At 72.7% G+C, this 15907-nt stretch carries 11 protein-coding genes and 1 riboswitch; of the genes, 8 read left to right on the top strand and 3 right to left on the bottom strand.

Annotation, left to right across the window (positions count from 1 at the left end):
- Positions 1-22: 22 nt before the first annotated feature.
- The 3 genes from ACIP6U_RS41340 to ACIP6U_RS41350 all read right to left on the bottom strand — a co-directional run bounded on the left by ACIP6U_RS41340 (position 23) and on the right by ACIP6U_RS41350 (position 4184).
- Complete coding sequence (locus tag ACIP6U_RS41340) at positions 23-1516, bottom strand: hypothetical protein (protein ID WP_401728094.1); 1494 nt, start codon at positions 1514-1516, stop codon at positions 23-25.
- Between the two features lie 631 nt (positions 1517-2147).
- Positions 2148-3275, bottom strand: a complete 1128-nt coding sequence (locus ACIP6U_RS41345; protein ID WP_401727914.1) for an alpha/beta hydrolase family protein — start codon at positions 3273-3275, stop codon at positions 2148-2150.
- A gap of 177 nt (positions 3276-3452) precedes the next feature.
- Positions 3453-4184 carry a class II aldolase/adducin family protein gene (locus ACIP6U_RS41350; RefSeq protein WP_401727915.1) on the bottom strand — a complete coding sequence of 244 codons (732 nt, stop codon included), beginning with the start codon at positions 4182-4184 and terminating at the stop codon, positions 3453-3455.
- Between the two features lie 195 nt (positions 4185-4379).
- On the opposite strand from ACIP6U_RS41350, the gene ACIP6U_RS41355 reads away from it, so the two are divergent.
- The 8 genes from ACIP6U_RS41355 to cobO all read left to right on the top strand — a co-directional run bounded on the left by ACIP6U_RS41355 (position 4380) and on the right by cobO (position 15907).
- Complete coding sequence (locus ACIP6U_RS41355; protein WP_401727916.1) at positions 4380-5186, top strand: lysozyme; 807 nt, start codon at positions 4380-4382, stop codon at positions 5184-5186.
- 153 nt (positions 5187-5339) lie between these two features.
- Positions 5340-6587: an anion permease gene (locus ACIP6U_RS41360; RefSeq protein ID WP_401727917.1), complete on the top strand. Its 1248-nt coding sequence runs from the start codon at positions 5340-5342 to the stop codon at positions 6585-6587.
- A gap of 33 nt (positions 6588-6620) precedes the next feature.
- Positions 6621-6842 (top strand): hypothetical protein, encoded by a 222-nt coding sequence (locus tag ACIP6U_RS41365; RefSeq protein WP_401727918.1) that lies wholly within the window; start codon positions 6621-6623, stop codon positions 6840-6842.
- A 78-nt stretch (positions 6843-6920) separates the two neighbouring features.
- Positions 6921-7084, top strand: a riboswitch (cobalamin riboswitch).
- Between the two features lie 97 nt (positions 7085-7181).
- Positions 7182-8126 (top strand): cobalamin biosynthesis protein, encoded by a 945-nt coding sequence (locus ACIP6U_RS41370; protein ID WP_401727919.1) that lies wholly within the window; start codon positions 7182-7184, stop codon positions 8124-8126.
- Positions 8123-9634 (top strand): cobyric acid synthase, encoded by a 1512-nt coding sequence (locus ACIP6U_RS41375; RefSeq protein ID WP_401727920.1) that lies wholly within the window; start codon positions 8123-8125, stop codon positions 9632-9634. The genes ACIP6U_RS41370 and ACIP6U_RS41375 overlap by 4 nt, the downstream gene beginning before the upstream one ends.
- Positions 9631-13284 (top strand): cobaltochelatase subunit CobN, encoded by a 3654-nt coding sequence (cobN, locus tag ACIP6U_RS41380; RefSeq protein WP_401727921.1) that lies wholly within the window; start codon positions 9631-9633, stop codon positions 13282-13284. Before ACIP6U_RS41375 ends, cobN begins: the two co-directional genes overlap by 4 nt.
- Entirely contained in the window at positions 13281-15308 is a 2028-nt protein-coding gene (locus ACIP6U_RS41385) for a putative cobaltochelatase (protein ID WP_401727922.1), read from the top strand. The genes cobN and ACIP6U_RS41385 overlap by 4 nt, the downstream gene beginning before the upstream one ends.
- Positions 15308-15907 (top strand): cob(I)yrinic acid a,c-diamide adenosyltransferase, encoded by a 600-nt coding sequence (gene cobO, locus ACIP6U_RS41390; RefSeq protein WP_401727923.1) that lies wholly within the window; start codon positions 15308-15310, stop codon positions 15905-15907. Before ACIP6U_RS41385 ends, cobO begins: the two co-directional genes overlap by 1 nt.

Consider the following 15907-nt stretch of genomic DNA (forward strand, 5'->3'; position numbering starts at 1 on the left):
GTGCGGCTCCCTGCCGGGTTGCCTAGTTGCCCCCGGTGTGGACCTGGAAGGCGGCCCGGCGCACCGCCTTGGCCAGGGCGGGGTCGGGGTGGGCGGCGGCCAGCGCGACCAGGACCTGCACGGTGCGGGGGTGGCCGACGGCGCGTACCTCGTCGAGAAGCATGGGGACGGTCGGCTGCACCGCGGACTCCAGGTGCCGCACCAGCATCGGCGCCTCGCCGTGGTCGGCGACGGCGGCGGCCGTGTCGACCCACAGCCAGGTGGCCTCTTCGCGGGTGAGCACCTCGTGGGCGTCCTCGGGGTCGATGCCGTCGTGCTCGGCGAGCCACAGCAGGGCGTAGGGGCGCAGGGTCGGCTCGTCGGCCACGGAGCGGACGTCGGGCTCGGCGGGGGCGCCGACCACCCGGATCGCCTCGAAGGCGAGGCCGCGCAGCAGGGCGTCGTCACCGCGGGCGGCACCGAGCAGCTCGGTCACGGCGCCGCCGACGGGGCGGGCGGCGAGCCAGGCGCGGTACTCGGCGCGGGCCGCGTTGGGGCGCAGCTGGGCACAGCCGCGGAGCATCTCCTCGGCGGCGACCTCGATGTTGCCCGCGGGGCTCTGCGCGGCGACGCAGATCTGCTCCAGCTTGACCCAGACCGCCCAGCTGCCGAGCGGGGTGAGCGTGGCCTGCCCGGTCCCGTAGGTGAGCGCACCGACGGAGGCGAGCGCGTGCAGGGCCCAGTCGAGGAGGGGGGCGAGGGGGGTGTCGGTGGGAGCGTCGGCCGGGGTGCCGGTGGGCGCTACGGGGTCTGCCGGGGCGGCGGAGTCAGCCAGGGCTGCGGAGGCCGCCGGGCCGGCGGGAGCCGCGAGGCCTGCCTGGGCAGCGTGGTTCACCGGGGCGGCGAGGCCGGAGGGAGCTGCAAGGTCCGTGGAGTTCGCCGGGGCCGCGGGGGCGGCGGAGTCCGCACGGGCGGGGTTCGAAGGGGCGGAGTCCGCAGGGGCCTCAAGACCCGTCGACGTCGGCTGCTCGACCGGCTCGCGCTGCGGCCCGTACGGGACCTCGCAGCGTTCGGTGCGCAGTTCGGTGACTCGCTGCTCCAGGAGGTCGAGGAGCTGGTCCATCGGGACGGGCCCGGCGGAGAGCTGCAGGAAGGAGAGCACCTGGGGCATCGCCGAGACGACCTCGGCCACGGCGGCGGGCTCGTGTTCCGGGGCTTCCGGGTGGGCGAGCGACCAGGCGTCGAAGAGGGCGACCCAGCCGCGCAGTACGGCGCTGTCGTCGCGGTCCCAGGCGCGTAGCCGCCAGCCGGGGCGCGCGCTGTCGCCGTGCACCTCGACGAGGCCGGCCAGGCGGGCGGTGTCCCAGTCGGCGCGGACCTGGTGCACGGTCAGGCCCAGTTCCTCGGCCGCGCGTTCGGCGGTGGACTCGGAGAGCGTGGCCTTGCCGTCGGCGGTGGCACTGTCGCTGCCCGGTCCGAGGGCGGTGTCGGCCCAGCGGGCCAGGCGGGCCGCGGCGGCCAGACCGGAGCGAGCCATTCTGGCCAGCTCGGCGGGGGCCGGTGTGCCCTCCGGGGGGCGGGGCGCGGGGCGGCGGGTGGGCCGCTGGTTCACAGCTCGGGGGGCGGCGGCCAGGGGTCGTGGGCGGACGAGTCGAAGCCTGGAGTCGCGCGGGATACGGGACGTCACGGGTGCAGTCTTCCGGTTGACGGTCGGAAAACCCAAACGGAATGTCACCGCGGGCGACGGGGAGGGCCAAGGCACGGGGTCCGGCGAGCCGCTCAGGGCCGAGAACCGGCCAGTGGTACGGCCTTAAACGGAATGATGGGGACCGGGGTGAAGCCGTCACTGTGAGCCGGGTGACACAGCCGATGAGAGCGGGCGAGGAGAACGGGCGCCGACCGGGCGCGGCGGCTTGCGTCCGCGGGGGCGGGAGGCTGTGTGGCGGCGCATCAGTGGAGGGCGGCGGGGTCGGGCAGCGCCGCGAGCGTCACGACAGCGGGGTCGGGCAGCGCTGCCAGCGTCTCTCCGGCGGCGCGAAGGACGCAGTACTCCCCTCCCACCAGCGGAGCGAAGGGGCAGCGACGCGCGTGCACCGCAGCACCGCAGCACCGCAAGGAGACAGCGCTCCCCTCACACCAGCGGAGGCTCAACCCATCCCGCCCGGCCGTCACATCAGCGGTGTGAGGAATCGGCGCAGTGTCTCCTCGTAGGACTTCGGGTCGGCGTTCCACATCGCGGCGTGCGGGGCGTGGCGGACCGGGTGGAGGGTCACCAGGTCGGGGCGGGCGTCGGCGAGGCGGCGGGAGTGGGTCCAGGGGGCCAGGGTGTCGTCCGGGCCGTGCAGGATCAGGGTCGGGACGGTGAGCTGCGCGGCGTCGGCGGTCTCGGCGGTGGGGTCGCCCCGCAGGCCGGTGCGGCCCTGGGCGGCGCGGACCGCGAGCGGCAGCAGGGCACCGGGCGTGTGCCGGGCCGAGGCAAGGGCGCGCAGCGTGGCCGGCCAGCTGAGCACCGGGGAGTCCAGCACGAGCCCGGAGACGCGGTCGCGCAGTCCGGAGTGGGCGACGGCGCGCAGGGCCATGGTGGCGCCGGTGGACCAGCCGTACAGGACGACCTTCGACGCGCCCTGGCGCACGGCGTGCCGGATCGCCGCGTCCAGGTCGCGCCACTCGGTCTCGCCGAGGTGGTTCAGCCCGTCCGGGGAGCGGGGTGCGCCGGGATCGCCGCGGTAGGCGAGATCGAGGACCGGGAACTGCTGGCGGTGCAGGAACTCCATGACGTTCATGGGGTGTTCGCGGGTCGCCCCGAGGCCGTGCACCGTGATCACCCAGGTGTCCCGCACGCCGGGCACGAACCAGGCGGGCAGCGCGCCGAGTTCGCCGGTGACCTCGACGTCGGCGTGGTCGAGGCCGAGCGCGGTGCCGGGGTCGCCGACGTGCACGTTCGGGGTGAACCAGACCTTGGTGCCGGGTTCGAGGGTGCCGTGCGTGACGCGTTCCAGGCGGCGGACGACGGTGTCGGCGGTGTGGGTGGCGCTGTCGAGGACGGGGCCGACGACCGCGTGGCTGTCGTCGCCGGCCAGGCCGTAGGTGCCGGGGCGCAGGGAGGCCAGGGCCCGGGTGAGGGCGATCTGGCCGGCCGCCGTGGCGTGCACGGTGAGCCGGGGTTCGGTGGGCAGCGGTCTGCCCGGCGGCGCCTTGAGCGCGGCGTCGCTCGCGAACCGGCCGGCCGCGACGGACGCTGCGCCGGCGGCCAGGGCTACGGTGACGGCAGCGGCCGTTGCTTTGACTGTGCGCACCCGTCCAGTGTCCTGGCGGAGCCGGTCACCGGCCAGCCGGAGGGAGGGACGGGTGACGTCTCTTGCGAGCCGGTCGCTCTCACGAGGAGGCTCGGTCGCGGCTTCCGCCGCAGGCTCATGACCACCCCCGGCCCCAGCCCCAGCCCCAGCCCCAGCCCCAGCCCCACGGTCGACGTTTCACCCCCGCTGCCCGTACCCCCGCAGCTTCTCCCCCACCTCCGCCAGCTGCTCCCCCGTGAGGAGCGTCGGTGACAGGCCCGGTACCGAGGACGCCGTCAGCCACAGGCGGCACATCCACTCCAGTTGGGCCGTGCGGTCGTAGGCCTGGTCGAGGGTCGTGCCGTGGGTGACCGTGCCGTGGTTCTGGAGGAGGCAGCCGGAGCGGTCGGTGAGGGCGCGGAGCATGTTCTCGGCCAACTCGTCGGTGCCGTATGCCGCATAAGGCGCGACTCGGACCGGGCCGCCGAGAGCCGCGGCCATGTAGTGGATCACCGGGAGTTCGGGGACGAGCGTCGAGACCGCCGTCGCGTGCACGGCGTGCGTGTGGACGACGGCGTGCGCGTCGGTCGTGCGGTACACGGCGAGGTGCATCGGCAGTTCGCTGGTCGGGATCAGGGTGCCGAGGACCTGCCGGCCGTCGAGGTCGACGCCGGTCACGTCGTCCGGCGTCAGCCGGTCGTAGGGGACACCCGACGGTGTGACCAGCACGGTGTCGCCGACGCGCACCGAGACGTTGCCGGAGGTGCCGACGACCAGACCCTCGGACACCGTGCGGCGGGCCGTCGCGACCAGTGCTTCCCAGGCTTCGGCCTCGTCCGCGTGCACGGCTCTCCCCCACGCCTCCGGCACGCCCTGCGCACCGCCCCGTTCGTCCCGCCCGCCGCGCCCGTCCCGCCTCTGCTCAGCCATGGCGCGATCCTGCCAGCCGCGCCCCTCGGCCGCCGCCGGGTCGGGGCACTTTAGGGCGGAACTCGCACCTCCGGAAGATCGCCTATGCGGACATACCTCTTACGTGTCGCGCTTGGCCGGGGAGCGCCGAGCGCACGGGGATCTTCCAGTAATCTCCGGGTGTTTTGTCTGCACGTCGCCATTCCGGGGGGAAATATGGCCCGTGACCACACACCGTTCCGCGCGCCCGTCCGCACGCCCTTCCGCGCGCCCTCTCACGCACCTCTTCGCGCGCCCCACCACCGCCGCAGCCGCCTGATCGCGGCCTGTGTGGCGGCGCTGGCCGTCGGGGGCAGCCTGCTCGCCGAGGTTCCCGCCTCCGCCGCGAGCCTGCCGAAGGGGCACGACGTCTCCTCGCACCAGAGGAACGTCGACTGGGCCGGCGCGAAGGCCAAGGGCGCCAAGTTCGTCTACATCAAGGCGACCGAGTCGACGACCTATCAGAACCCCTACTTCGGCCGGCAGTACGACGGTGCGCGCGGCGCCGGCATCATCCGCGGGGCGTACCACTTCGCGCTGCCGAACAAGTCGTCGGGCAAGGCGCAGGCGGCGTACTTCGTGCGGCACGGCGGTGCCTGGACGGCGGACGGCAGGACGCTGCCGCCCGCGCTCGACATCGAGTACAACCCGTACGACTCCAAGAAGAAGTGCTACGGACTGAGCAAGGCGGCCATGGTCGGCTGGATCAAGTCGTTCAGCTCCGAGGTGCGGCGGCTCACCGGGCGCCTGCCGGTGATCTACACGACCGCGCACTGGTGGGCCCTGTGCACCGGCGGCAGCGGCGCGCTCGCCGCGAACCCGCTGTGGATCGCCCGCCACGACTCCCCGGACACCGGATCGCTGCCGGCCGGATGGTCGTACTGGACCTTCTGGCAGTACGACAACAGCGGCAGCCTGCCGGGTGATCAGAATCTCTTCAACGGGACCCAGACCCAGCTGAAGAGGTTCGCCCGGGGCTACTGAGCCAAGGGGCGCGGGGGTCGTCGAGGTCGCCGGGACGGATCGGTGCGGCGACCCCCCGTTTCATACACCACGAAGCCCCCCTCAGTTCACTTTCCGTTCATTCAGGTTGCCTACGTTCAATTGGCCGATGACCTCGAACGATTGCCTGGGTAAATGGAAAACTTCTCGCTGATCCTCGCGATTGTGGTCGTAACCGCTCTCGCGTTCGATTTTACGAACGGTTTTCACGACACCGCCAACGCGATGGCCACCACCATCTCGACCGGTGCGCTCAAGCCCAAGGTGGCGGTGGCGATGTCCGCCGCGCTCAACCTGGTGGGCGCCTTCCTCTCCGTCGAGGTCGCCAACACGATCTCCAAGGGTCTCGTCGACGAGACCGGCATCCGTCCCGAGGTCATCTTCGCCGCCCTGGTCGGCGCGATCCTGTGGAACCTGGTGACCTGGCTCGTCGGACTGCCGTCCAGTTCCTCGCACGCCCTGATGGGCGGTCTGATCGGCGCCACCATCGCCTCGGCCGGCACCGGTGCGGTGCACGGCGACGCGCTCGTCACCAAGGTGCTGCTGCCGGCGGTCGCCGCCCCGATCGTGGCCGGTGTCGCCGCGCTGCTCGCGACCCGCCTGTCCTACCGGCTCGGCAGGAAGGCCGACGGCAAGGCCGCCGCGAAGGGCTACCGCGCCGGCCAGATCGCCTCCGCCGGACTGGTCTCGCTGGCCCACGGCACCAACGACGCGCAGAAGACGATGGGCATCATCACCCTCGCCCTGGTCGCCGGCGGCGCCGTCGCCCCCGACTCCGACCCGCCCACCTGGGTCATCCTCTCCGCCGGTCTCGCCATCGCGCTGGGCACCTACCTGGGCGGCTGGCGCATCATCCGCACCATGGGCAAGGGCCTGACCGAGCTTCAGCCGCAGCAGGGCTTCGCCGCCCAGACCAGCGCGGCGACCGCCATCCTGGCCTCCTCGCACCTCGGCTTCTCCCTCTCCACCACGCACGTCGTCTCCGGCTCGGTGATGGGCGCGGGCCTCGGCCGCAAGGGCGGCGTGGTCCGCTGGTCGACGGCGACCCGCATGTTCGTCGCCTGGGGCCTGACCCTGCCGGCCGCCGCCCTGGTGGGCGCGCTCGCCGAGTCCGTCACCGACCTGGGCGACTGGGGCACGGCGGTCGTCGCCGTCTTCCTGATCGCCTCCAGCGCGGCCATCTGGAAGCTCTCCCGCCGCGAGGTCGTCGACCACAGCAACGTCAACGAGACCGAGGAGCCGCCCGGCGTGGTGACCACGGCGATCGCCGCCGTGACCCCGCCTCCCGCGGGCCCGGTCACCGACGACCTGACGGCCACCATCCCGGCGCCCACGACCCCCGCGGCCGATCCGGCCGCCCCGTCGGCCGCCCCCGCTCTCTGATCCCCGCCCACCGGTAACGAAGGAATCACCAGCATGCACATCGACTGGGCGGCCCTCGGCTCCGTCTTCGGCGTCAGCCTCGTGGTCACCGTGGGCCTCGTGGCCCTGTTCACCCTCGGCGTCGCGGGCCTGTCCCGCCAGGAGAAGGCGACGGCCCAGGGCGGCTCGGCCACCCTCGCGGTGACCGGCGCCTACGTCTGCTTCGCGGCGTGCGCGGCGGCTGTGGCGTACGGGATCTCGCTGATCGTCGCCTGATCCCCGCACGTTCCTCGACCTATCGTCCGCCGACCTCCGACGGGCCCTGTGTGGGCCTCAGCACACTCTCCCGTCGCAGGTCAGCGGCAAGTTGACGGTTCTTCCAGGCCCGTGGTGGACTGCCGGGGCCAAGTACGGCGGCAAGAGAGGAAGCCGGTGTGATTCCGGCGCGGTCCCGCCACTGTCACCGGGGTAGGTAGTCCCGGGAGCCAGGAACTCTCGCCGTCGCTCTCTTCGAACCAGGGCGCGGACACCCTGAGTGAGGACAATTCGCCATGCGCGGCCGCCTGTTGAGGTCCATCACCCGAGCTCTGCCCGACCCGACGGCCGGCTGAGCCGATGCGTGCCGATCGCGTCTTCGCGTACGGCGCCGCCGCCGGCCTCCTCGGTGACCATCTGCTCGGCGATCCGCGCCGCGGCCATCCGGTCGCCGCGTTCGGCCGGGCCGCGGGCGCCGTGGAGCGGGTGCTGTGGCGCGACCACCGCGGCTGGGGCGCCCTGCACACCGCCGTGTGCGCGGGCGGCGCCGTCGCCCTCGCCGCCGCGGCAACGTCCGCCGTACGCCCCTCCCGTACCGCCTCCGTCGCGCTGACCGCCGCCGCCACCTGGGCCGTCGTCGGCGGCACCTCCCTCGCCCGTGAGGCGGGGGCCATCGGGCAGGCGCTGGCGGCCGGGGACATCGAGAGCGCGCGGGCCCGGCTGCCCCACCTCTGCGGGCGCGACCCCCAGGCCCTCGACGCCGACGGGATCGCCCGGGCCGTCGTCGAGTCCGTCGCCGAGAACACCTCCGACGCGGTGGTGGGCGCGCTGGTGTGGGGTGCGGTGGCGGGCGTGCCGGGCCTGGTCGGCTTCCGGGCCGTGAACACCCTCGACGCCATGGTCGGGCACAAGTCGCCCAAGTACCGCCGCTACGGCTGGGCTTCGGCCCGCCTCGACGACGTGGCCGGCTGGCCGGGGGCGCGGCTCACCGCCGTCCTCGCGACCGTGGCGGGCGACGATCCGCGCGGGGCGGTACGCGCCTGGCGTGCCGACGCCGGCAAGCACCCGAGCCCCAACGCCGGGCCCGTGGAGGCCTCGTTCGCGGGGGCGCTCGGGGTGCGGCTGGGCGGAACGCTGGCCTATGGAGGGCGAGTCGAGCACCGGCCCGTCCTCAATGGCGCCTCGGGGCGCGCGGTCGTCACACAGGACATCGAGCGGGCCGTACGGCTGTCCCGGCGCGTCGGTCTGCTCGCGCTCGGCGTGAGCGTCGCCGGGCGGCTGCTCGCGAAGGGGCGCAAGTCATGAGCGGCGGCGGGCTGTTGGTCGCCGGGACCACCTCGGACGCCGGCAAGAGTGTCGTCACCGCCGGAATCTGCCGGTGGCTGGTGCGGCAGGGCGTGAAGGTCGCGCCGTTCAAGGCGCAGAACATGTCCCTCAACTCGTTCGTGACGCGCGAGGGCGCGGAGATCGGGCGGGCGCAGGCCATGCAGGCGCAGGCCTGTCGGATCGAGCCGACCGCGCTGATGAATCCCGTGCTGCTCAAGCCCGGTGGCGAGCGGAGCAGTCAGGTCGTGCTCATGGGCAGGCCCGTGGGCGAAATGAGTGCGCGTGGCTACCACGGCGGGCGGCAGGAACGGTTGCTCGGGACCGTGCTCGACTGTCTCGCGGAGTTGCGGGGCACGTATGACGCGGTGATCTGTGAGGGGGCCGGCAGTCCTGCCGAGATCAATCTGCGGCGGACCGACATCGTGAACATGGGGATCGCGCGCAACGCGCGGCTGCCCGTGCTCGTGGTGGGCGACATCGACCGCGGGGGCGTCTTCGCCTCCTTCTTCGGGACGGTCGCGCTGCTCAGCCCGGAGGATCAGGCCCTGATCGCCGGGTTCGTCGTCAACAAGTTCCGTGGCGATGTGTCGCTGCTGGAACCGGGGTTGGAGATGCTGCTCGGCCTCACCGGGCGGCGGACGTACGGCGTGCTGCCGTTCCAGCACGGCCTCGGGATCGACGAGGAGGACGGGCTGCGCATCTCGCTGCGCGGGACCGTGCGGGAATCCAACACCGCGCCGCCTGTCGGCGAGGACGTGCTGCGCGTCGCCGTGTGCGCGATCCCGCTCATGTCCAACTTCACGGACGTGGACGCGCTGGCCGCCGAACCGGGCGTCGTGGTGCGGTTCGTGGACCGGCCCGAGGAGCTGGCCGACGCCGATCTCGTCGTGATCCCGGGGACCCGGGGGACGGTCAAGGCGCTGGAGTGGCTGCGGGAGCGGGGACTTGCCGACGCCCTGGTCCGCAGGGCCGCCGAGCAGCGGCCGATCCTCGGTATCTGCGGTGGTTTCCAGGTCCTCGGCGAGCACATCGAGGACGAGGTCGAGAGCCGGCGCGGACACGTGGACGGGCTCGGGGTGCTGCCCCTGCGGGTGCGGTTCGCGCGCGAGAAGACCCTCACCCGGCCGGTGGGCGAAGCCCTCGGCGAGCCGGTCGAGGGGTACGAGATCCATCACGGTGTCGCCCGACTGACCGGCGGCGAGGCCTTCTTGGACGGCTGCCGGGTCGGTCAGACCTGGGGGACCCACTGGCACGGCTCGCTGGAGTCGGACGGGTTCCGGCGGGCGTTCCTGCGCGAAGTGGCGGCCGCCGCGGGGCGCCGGTTCGTGCCGGCCGCCGACACCTCCTTCGCCGCGCTGCGCGAGGAGCAGCTCGACCGGCTCGGCGACCTGATCGAACAGCACGCGGACACGGACGCGCTGTGGCGGCTCATCGAGTCCGGCGCGCCGCAAGGACTGCCTTTCATTCCACCGGGAGCGCCCGCATGAGCACAGTGTTGTTGTTGTCGACCGCCGACACGGATCTGCTGGCGGCGCGTGCCGCCGGCGCCGGGTACCGGATCGGCAACCCGAACCGGGTGGATGTCGAGGGCGAGTTGCCCGCGCTCGTCGAGGGCGCGGACGTCGCCGTCGTGCGGCTGCTCGGCGGCAAGCGCGCCTGGGAGGACGGTCTCGCCGCGCTGAAGGCGTCCGGGATCCCGACCGTGCTGCTCGGCGGGGAGACCGTCCCCGACGCCGAGTTGATGGCCGAGTCGTCGGTGCCGGCCGGTGTGGTGGCCGAGGCGCTGCGATACCTCGTCGAGGGCGGCCCGGAGAACCTGGCCGAGCTGGCCCGGTTCCTCTCCGACACCGTCCTGCTCACCGGCGAGGGCTTCGAAGAGCCGCGGAAGATGGCCGAGTTCGGCGTCCACGGCGAGCGTGCCTTCGTCGAGGGCCGGCCGACGGTCGGCGTGCTCTTCTACCGGGCGCATCACCTCTCCGGCAACACGGCCTTCGTGGACACCCTGTGCGACGCGATCGAGGCGAAGGGCGCCAACGCCCTTGCCGTGTACTGCGGTTCGCTGCGCGGTGCGGACTCTGGGCTGTACGACATCCTCGGCAGGTCCGACGCGCTGATCGCCACCGTCCTCGCCGCGGGCGGCACGCACGCCTCGCAGGCCTCGGCCGGCGGTGACGAGGAGGCGTGGGACATCGGGGCCCTCGCCGATCTCAACGTGCCGGTGCTGCAAGGACTGTGCCTTACGTCGTCCCGCGCGGCCTGGGACGAGTCCGACGCCGCCCTCTCCCCCATGGACGCGGCGATGCAGGTCGCGATCCCCGAGTTCGACGGACGGCTGATCACGGTCCCCTTCTCCTTCAAGGAGCAGGGTCCGGACGACGTGCCGGTGTACGTCGCCGACCCCGAGCGGGCCGCGCGGGTCGCCGGAATCGCCGTACGGCACGCGAAGTTGAAGCACAAGCCGAACGCCGACAAGAAGCTGGCGCTCGTCTTCACCGCGTACCCGACCAAGCACTCGCGGGTCGGAAACGCCGTGGGGCTGGACACGCCCGCCTCGGCCATCCAGGTGCTGGACGCGCTCCGGGACGCCGGTTACGTCGTCGAAGGGCACCCGGACAACGGCGACGAGCTGATCCACACGCTCATCAACGCCGGTGGCCACGACGTCGAATGGCTCACCGAGGACCAGTTGGCCGCCGCGCCCGCGCGGGTGCCGCTCGCCGACTACCAGGCGTGGTTCGACACGCTCGAACCGGCGCTCAGGCAGGGCATGTCGGACGCATGGGGTGAGCCGCCGGGCAACCTCTACGTCGACGGCGACGACATCGTGCTGGCGTCCCTCCAGTTCGGGAACGTCGTCGTCATGATCCAGCCGCCGCGCGGCTTCGGCGAGAACCCGATCGCGATCTACCACGACCCCGACATGCCGCCGTCGCACCACTACATGGCCGCCTACCGCTGGCTGGACAACAGCTTCGGCGCGGACGCGATCGTCCACATGGGCAAGCACGGCACGATGGAGTGGCTGCCCGGCAAGGGACTTGGGCTCAGCGGTGGCTGCGCGCCCGACGCCGTGCTCGGCGAACTCCCGCTCATCTACCCGTTCATCGTCAACGACCCCGGCGAGGGCACCCAGGCCAAGCGGCGCGGACACGCCACGGTCGTCGACCACCTCGTGCCGCCGATGGCGCGTGCCGACACCTACGGCGACCTGGCGAAGCTGGAGCAACTCCTCGACGAGTACGCGATGGTGTCCGACCTGGACCCGACGAAGGCCCCGGCCGTGCGCGCGCAGATCTGGACGCTGGTGAAGGCGGCCGAGCTGCATCACGACCTGCATGTGGACGACCAGCCGGACGACACGGCGTTCGACGAGTTCGTGATGCACATCGACGGCTATCTGTGCGAGATCAAGGACGTGCAGATCCGCGACGGGCTGCACATCCTCGGCGGCGGCCCGGTCGGCGAGGCGCGCGTGAACCTCGTGCTCGCCGTGCTGCGCGCCTCGCAGGTGTGGGGCGGTCAGGCCAACGCCCTGCCGGGGCTGCGGGCCTCGCTGGCCGAGCACTTCGGGCTCGGCGAGAAGGAGTTGCTGGCCGAGCCCGGCGCTCCCGTCAAGGTGCCGGTGGAGCTGACGGAGCTGGTCGAGGGACCGGCCCGGTCGGCCGCCGACGCTATCGATCTGCTGGAGCAGCTGTGCCGCCGGTTCGCGGAGGGCATGGAGGCCCAGGAGTGGGACGTCACGACCGTCCCGGCGCTGGTTCGTGCCGTCATCGGCGCCGAACTCCCGGACGCCGTGGCGGTGTTGGAGTTCGCGTGCGAGGAGGTCGTCCCCCGGCTCGCCCGCACCACCGACGAGATCGACCACATCCTCAAGGCGCTGGACGGCGGTTACGTCCCGGCGGGCCCGTCGGGCTCCCCGACCCGCGGCCTGGTCAACGTCCTGCCGACCGGCCGCAACTTCTACTCGGTCGACCCCAAGGCCATTCCGTCCAGGCTGAGTTGGGAGGTCGGCCAGTCCCTCGCGGACTCGCTGGTGCAGCGGTACCTCCAGGACAACGGCGAGTTCCCCCAGTCCGTCGGCCTCACGGTGTGGGGCACGTCGGCGATGCGCACCCAGGGTGACGACATCGCCGAGATCCTCGCGCTGCTGGGCTGCCGTCCGGTGTGGGACGACGCCTCGCGCCGGGTGACCGGCTTCGAGATCGTGCCCGTCACGGAGCTGGGCCGGCCGCGCATCGACGTCACGGTCCGGATCTCCGGCTTCTTCCGGGACGCGTTCCCGCACGTCGTCGGACTGATCGACGACGCGGTACGGGCGGTGGCCGAGCTGAACGAGCCCCCCGAGTCCAACTACGTCCGCAAGCACGCCGACGAGGACACCGCCGAGCACGGCGACCGGCGCCGGGCCACGGCCCGTATCTTCGGCTCCAAGCCGGGCGCGTACGGCGCCGGGCTGCTGCCGCTGATCGACGCGCGCAACTGGCGCAGCGACGCCGACCTCGCCGAGGTGTACGCGGTCTGGGGCGGGTACGCCTACGGGCGCGGTCTCGACGGGCGGGCGGCGCGCGGGGACATGGAGACGGCGTTCAGGCGCATCGCCGTGGCCGCGAAGAACGTCGACACCCGCGAGCACGATCTCGTCGACGCCGACGACTACTTCCAGTACCACGGCGGCATGGTCGCCATGGTCCGCCACCTGACCGGCGCCTCCCCCGAGGCGTACGTCGGCGACTCCGCCACCCCGGACCAGGTCAAGACCCGCACCCTGGGCGAGGAGACCCACCGCGTCTTCCGGGCCCGGGTGGTCAACCCCCGCTGGATGGCGGCGATGCGGCGGCACGGCTACAAGGGCGCCTTCGAGATGGCGGCGACCGTCGACTACCTCTTCGGGTACGACGCCACGGCCGGGGTCGTGGACGACTGGATGTACGAGAAGCTCAGCGCCGAGTACGTCTTCGCCCCGGAGAACCAGGACTTCATGAAGAAGTCCAACCCGTGGGCGCTGCGCGGCATCACCGAACGGCTCCTGGAAGCGGCCGAGCGCGGACTGTGGGCCGAGCCGGACGCGCAGACGCTGGAGCGGCTGCGGGCGATCTACCTGGAGCTCGAGGGCGACCTGGAGGGCGACGAGAAGTGAGTACCCCCTTTCCGTTCACGGCCGTTGTCGGCCAGGACGACCTGCGGCTCGCGCTGCTGCTGAACGCCGTCTCACCGGCCGTCGGCGGTGTGCTGGTGCGCGGCGAGAAGGGCACCGCCAAGTCGACGGCGGTACGCGCCCTTTCGGCGCTCATGCCGACACTGAACGTCGTCGCCGGGTGCCGTTTCTCCTGCGACCCCGACTCCCCCGACCCCGCCTGCCCGGACGGACCGCACGAGCCGGGGGCGTTCGAGACACGTCCGGCGCGCATGGTCGAACTCCCGGTCGGCGCCTCGGAGGACCGGCTCGTGGGCGCCCTCGACATCGAACGGGCGCTGGCCGAGGGCGTGAAGGCCTTCGAACCGGGCCTGCTCGCCGACGCGCACCGCGGGATCCTCTACGTCGACGAGGTCAACCTCCTCCACGACCACCTGGTCGACCTGCTGCTGGACGCGGCGGCGATGGGCGCGTCGTATGTCGAGCGCGAGGGCGTCTCGGTCCGGCATGCCGCCCGCTTCCTCCTCGTCGGCACGATGAACCCCGAAGAGGGCGAGCTGCGCCCGCAGTTGCTCGACCGGTTCGGGCTGACCGTCGAGGTGGCCGCCTCGCGGGAGCCCGACCAGCGGGTCGAGGTCGTGCGCCGCAGGCTCGCCTACGACGACGATCCGGCCGGTTTCTCGGCGCGTTGGGCGGACGAGGAGACGTCGGTACGCGGGCGGATCGTCGCCGCGCGGGAGTTGTTGCCGTCGGTGCGGCTGGGCGACGGGGCGCTGCGGCAGATCGCGGCGACCTGTGCCGCCTTCGAGGTGGACGGTATGCGGGCCGACATCGTGATGGCGCGTACGGCGACCGCGCTGGCCGCCTGGGCCGGACGGACCGACGTGCTCGCCGAGGACGTACGGCAGGCGGCGCTCCTCGCGCTGCCGCATCGCAGGCGCCGTAATCCCTTCGACGCGCCGGGACTTGACGAGAACAAGCTCGACGAGACGCTGGAGGAGTTCGCGGAGCCCGAGGACGATCCCGATCCGGACGGTGACGGGCCCGGCGACGGCGGACCGGACGGGGGCGGCGGGGAGCCGGCGCCGGACGACGCCGGCCCGCAGGACGGGGACGCGGGGGCGCAGCCCGAGGCCGGGGAGTCCGGCGAGCCGCAGCCCTCCGGCGCCGGGGCGGGCGAGCAGTCCGCGGTACGGGCCGCCGAGCCGTTCCGGACGAAGGTGTTGAGCGTGCCCGGGATCGGGGCCGGAGCCGCCGGGCGGCGGTCTCGGGCGCGGACCGAGCACGGGCGGACGACGGGTGCGCGACGGCCCCGGGGCGCTCTGACCAAGCTGCATCTGGCGGCGACCGTGCAGGCCGCCGCGCCGCATCAGCGGGCGCGCGGGCGGTCCGGGCGGGGGCTGGTGGTACGCCGGGACGATCTGCGGCAGGCGACGCGGGAGGGGCGCGAGGGGAACCTCGTGCTGTTCGTGGTCGACGCCTCGGGGTCGATGGCGGCCCGGCAGCGGATGAGTGCGGTGAAGGGGGCTGTGCTGTCGCTTTTGTTGGACGCGTATCAGCGGCGGGACAAGGTGGGGTTGGTGACGTTTCGGGGGGCTGCCGCCGATGTGGCTCTCCCGCCGACGTCTTCCGTGGACGCGGCTGCCGTACGGCTGGAGTCGTTGCCGACGGGTGGGCGTACGCCGCTGGCTGCCGGGCTGCTCAAGGCGCACGACGTGTTGCGGGTGGAGCGGTTGCGGGATCCGGCTCGGCGGGCGTTGGTCGTCGTGGTGACCGATGGGCGGGCGACCGGTGGGCCCGAGCCGGTGGCGTTGGCCGGGCGGGCGGCTCGGCTGTTCGCGGCCGAGGGGATCGCGTCGGTGGTCGTCGACTGTGAGTCGGGGCCGGTGCGGTTGGGGCTCGCCCGGCAGCTCGCGGGTGAGTTGGAGGGGACGGCCGTGACCTTGGACGAGCTGCGGGCGGACTCCATTGCCGGGCTGGTCAAGGACGTTCAGGGCAACCAGGGTCGTTCGAGGAGGGCCGCGTAATGCCGCAGGGTCAGCCGAGTGTGGTGCCGGACGACGGACTGACGACCCGTCAGCGGCGTAACCGGCCGCTCGTCGTCGTGCACACGGGAGTGGGGAAGGGCAAGTCCACCGCCGCCTTCGGGCTCGCGCTGCGGGCCTGGAATCAGGGGTGGCCGATCGGGGTGTTCCAGTTCGTCAAGTCGGCGAAGTGGAAGGTCGGCGAGGAGAACGCGCTTCGGGTGCTGGGGGCCAGCGGGGAGGGCGGGTCCGTCGACTGGCACAAGATGGGCGAGGGGTGGTCCTGGGTGCAGCGGGATGCCCAGATGGACAACGAGGAGAAGGCCCGGGAGGGCTGGGAGCAGGTCAAGCGGGACCTTGCTGCCGAGACGTACCGGCTCTATGTGCTCGACGAGTTCGCCTATCCGATGCACTGGGGGTGGGTGGACACGGACGAGGTGATCGACGTGTTGCGGGGGCGGCCCGGGAATCAGCACGTGGTGATCACCGGGCGGAACGCGCCGGAGAAACTTGTCGAGTTCGCGGATCTCGTGACCGACATGTCGAAGGTCAAGCACCCCATGGACGCCGGCCAGAAGGGCCAGAGGGGTATCGAGTGGTGA

It is taken from the genome of Streptomyces sp. NPDC088794, from assembly GCF_044750545.1.
Lineage (GTDB): Bacteria > Actinomycetota > Actinomycetes > Streptomycetales > Streptomycetaceae > Streptomyces.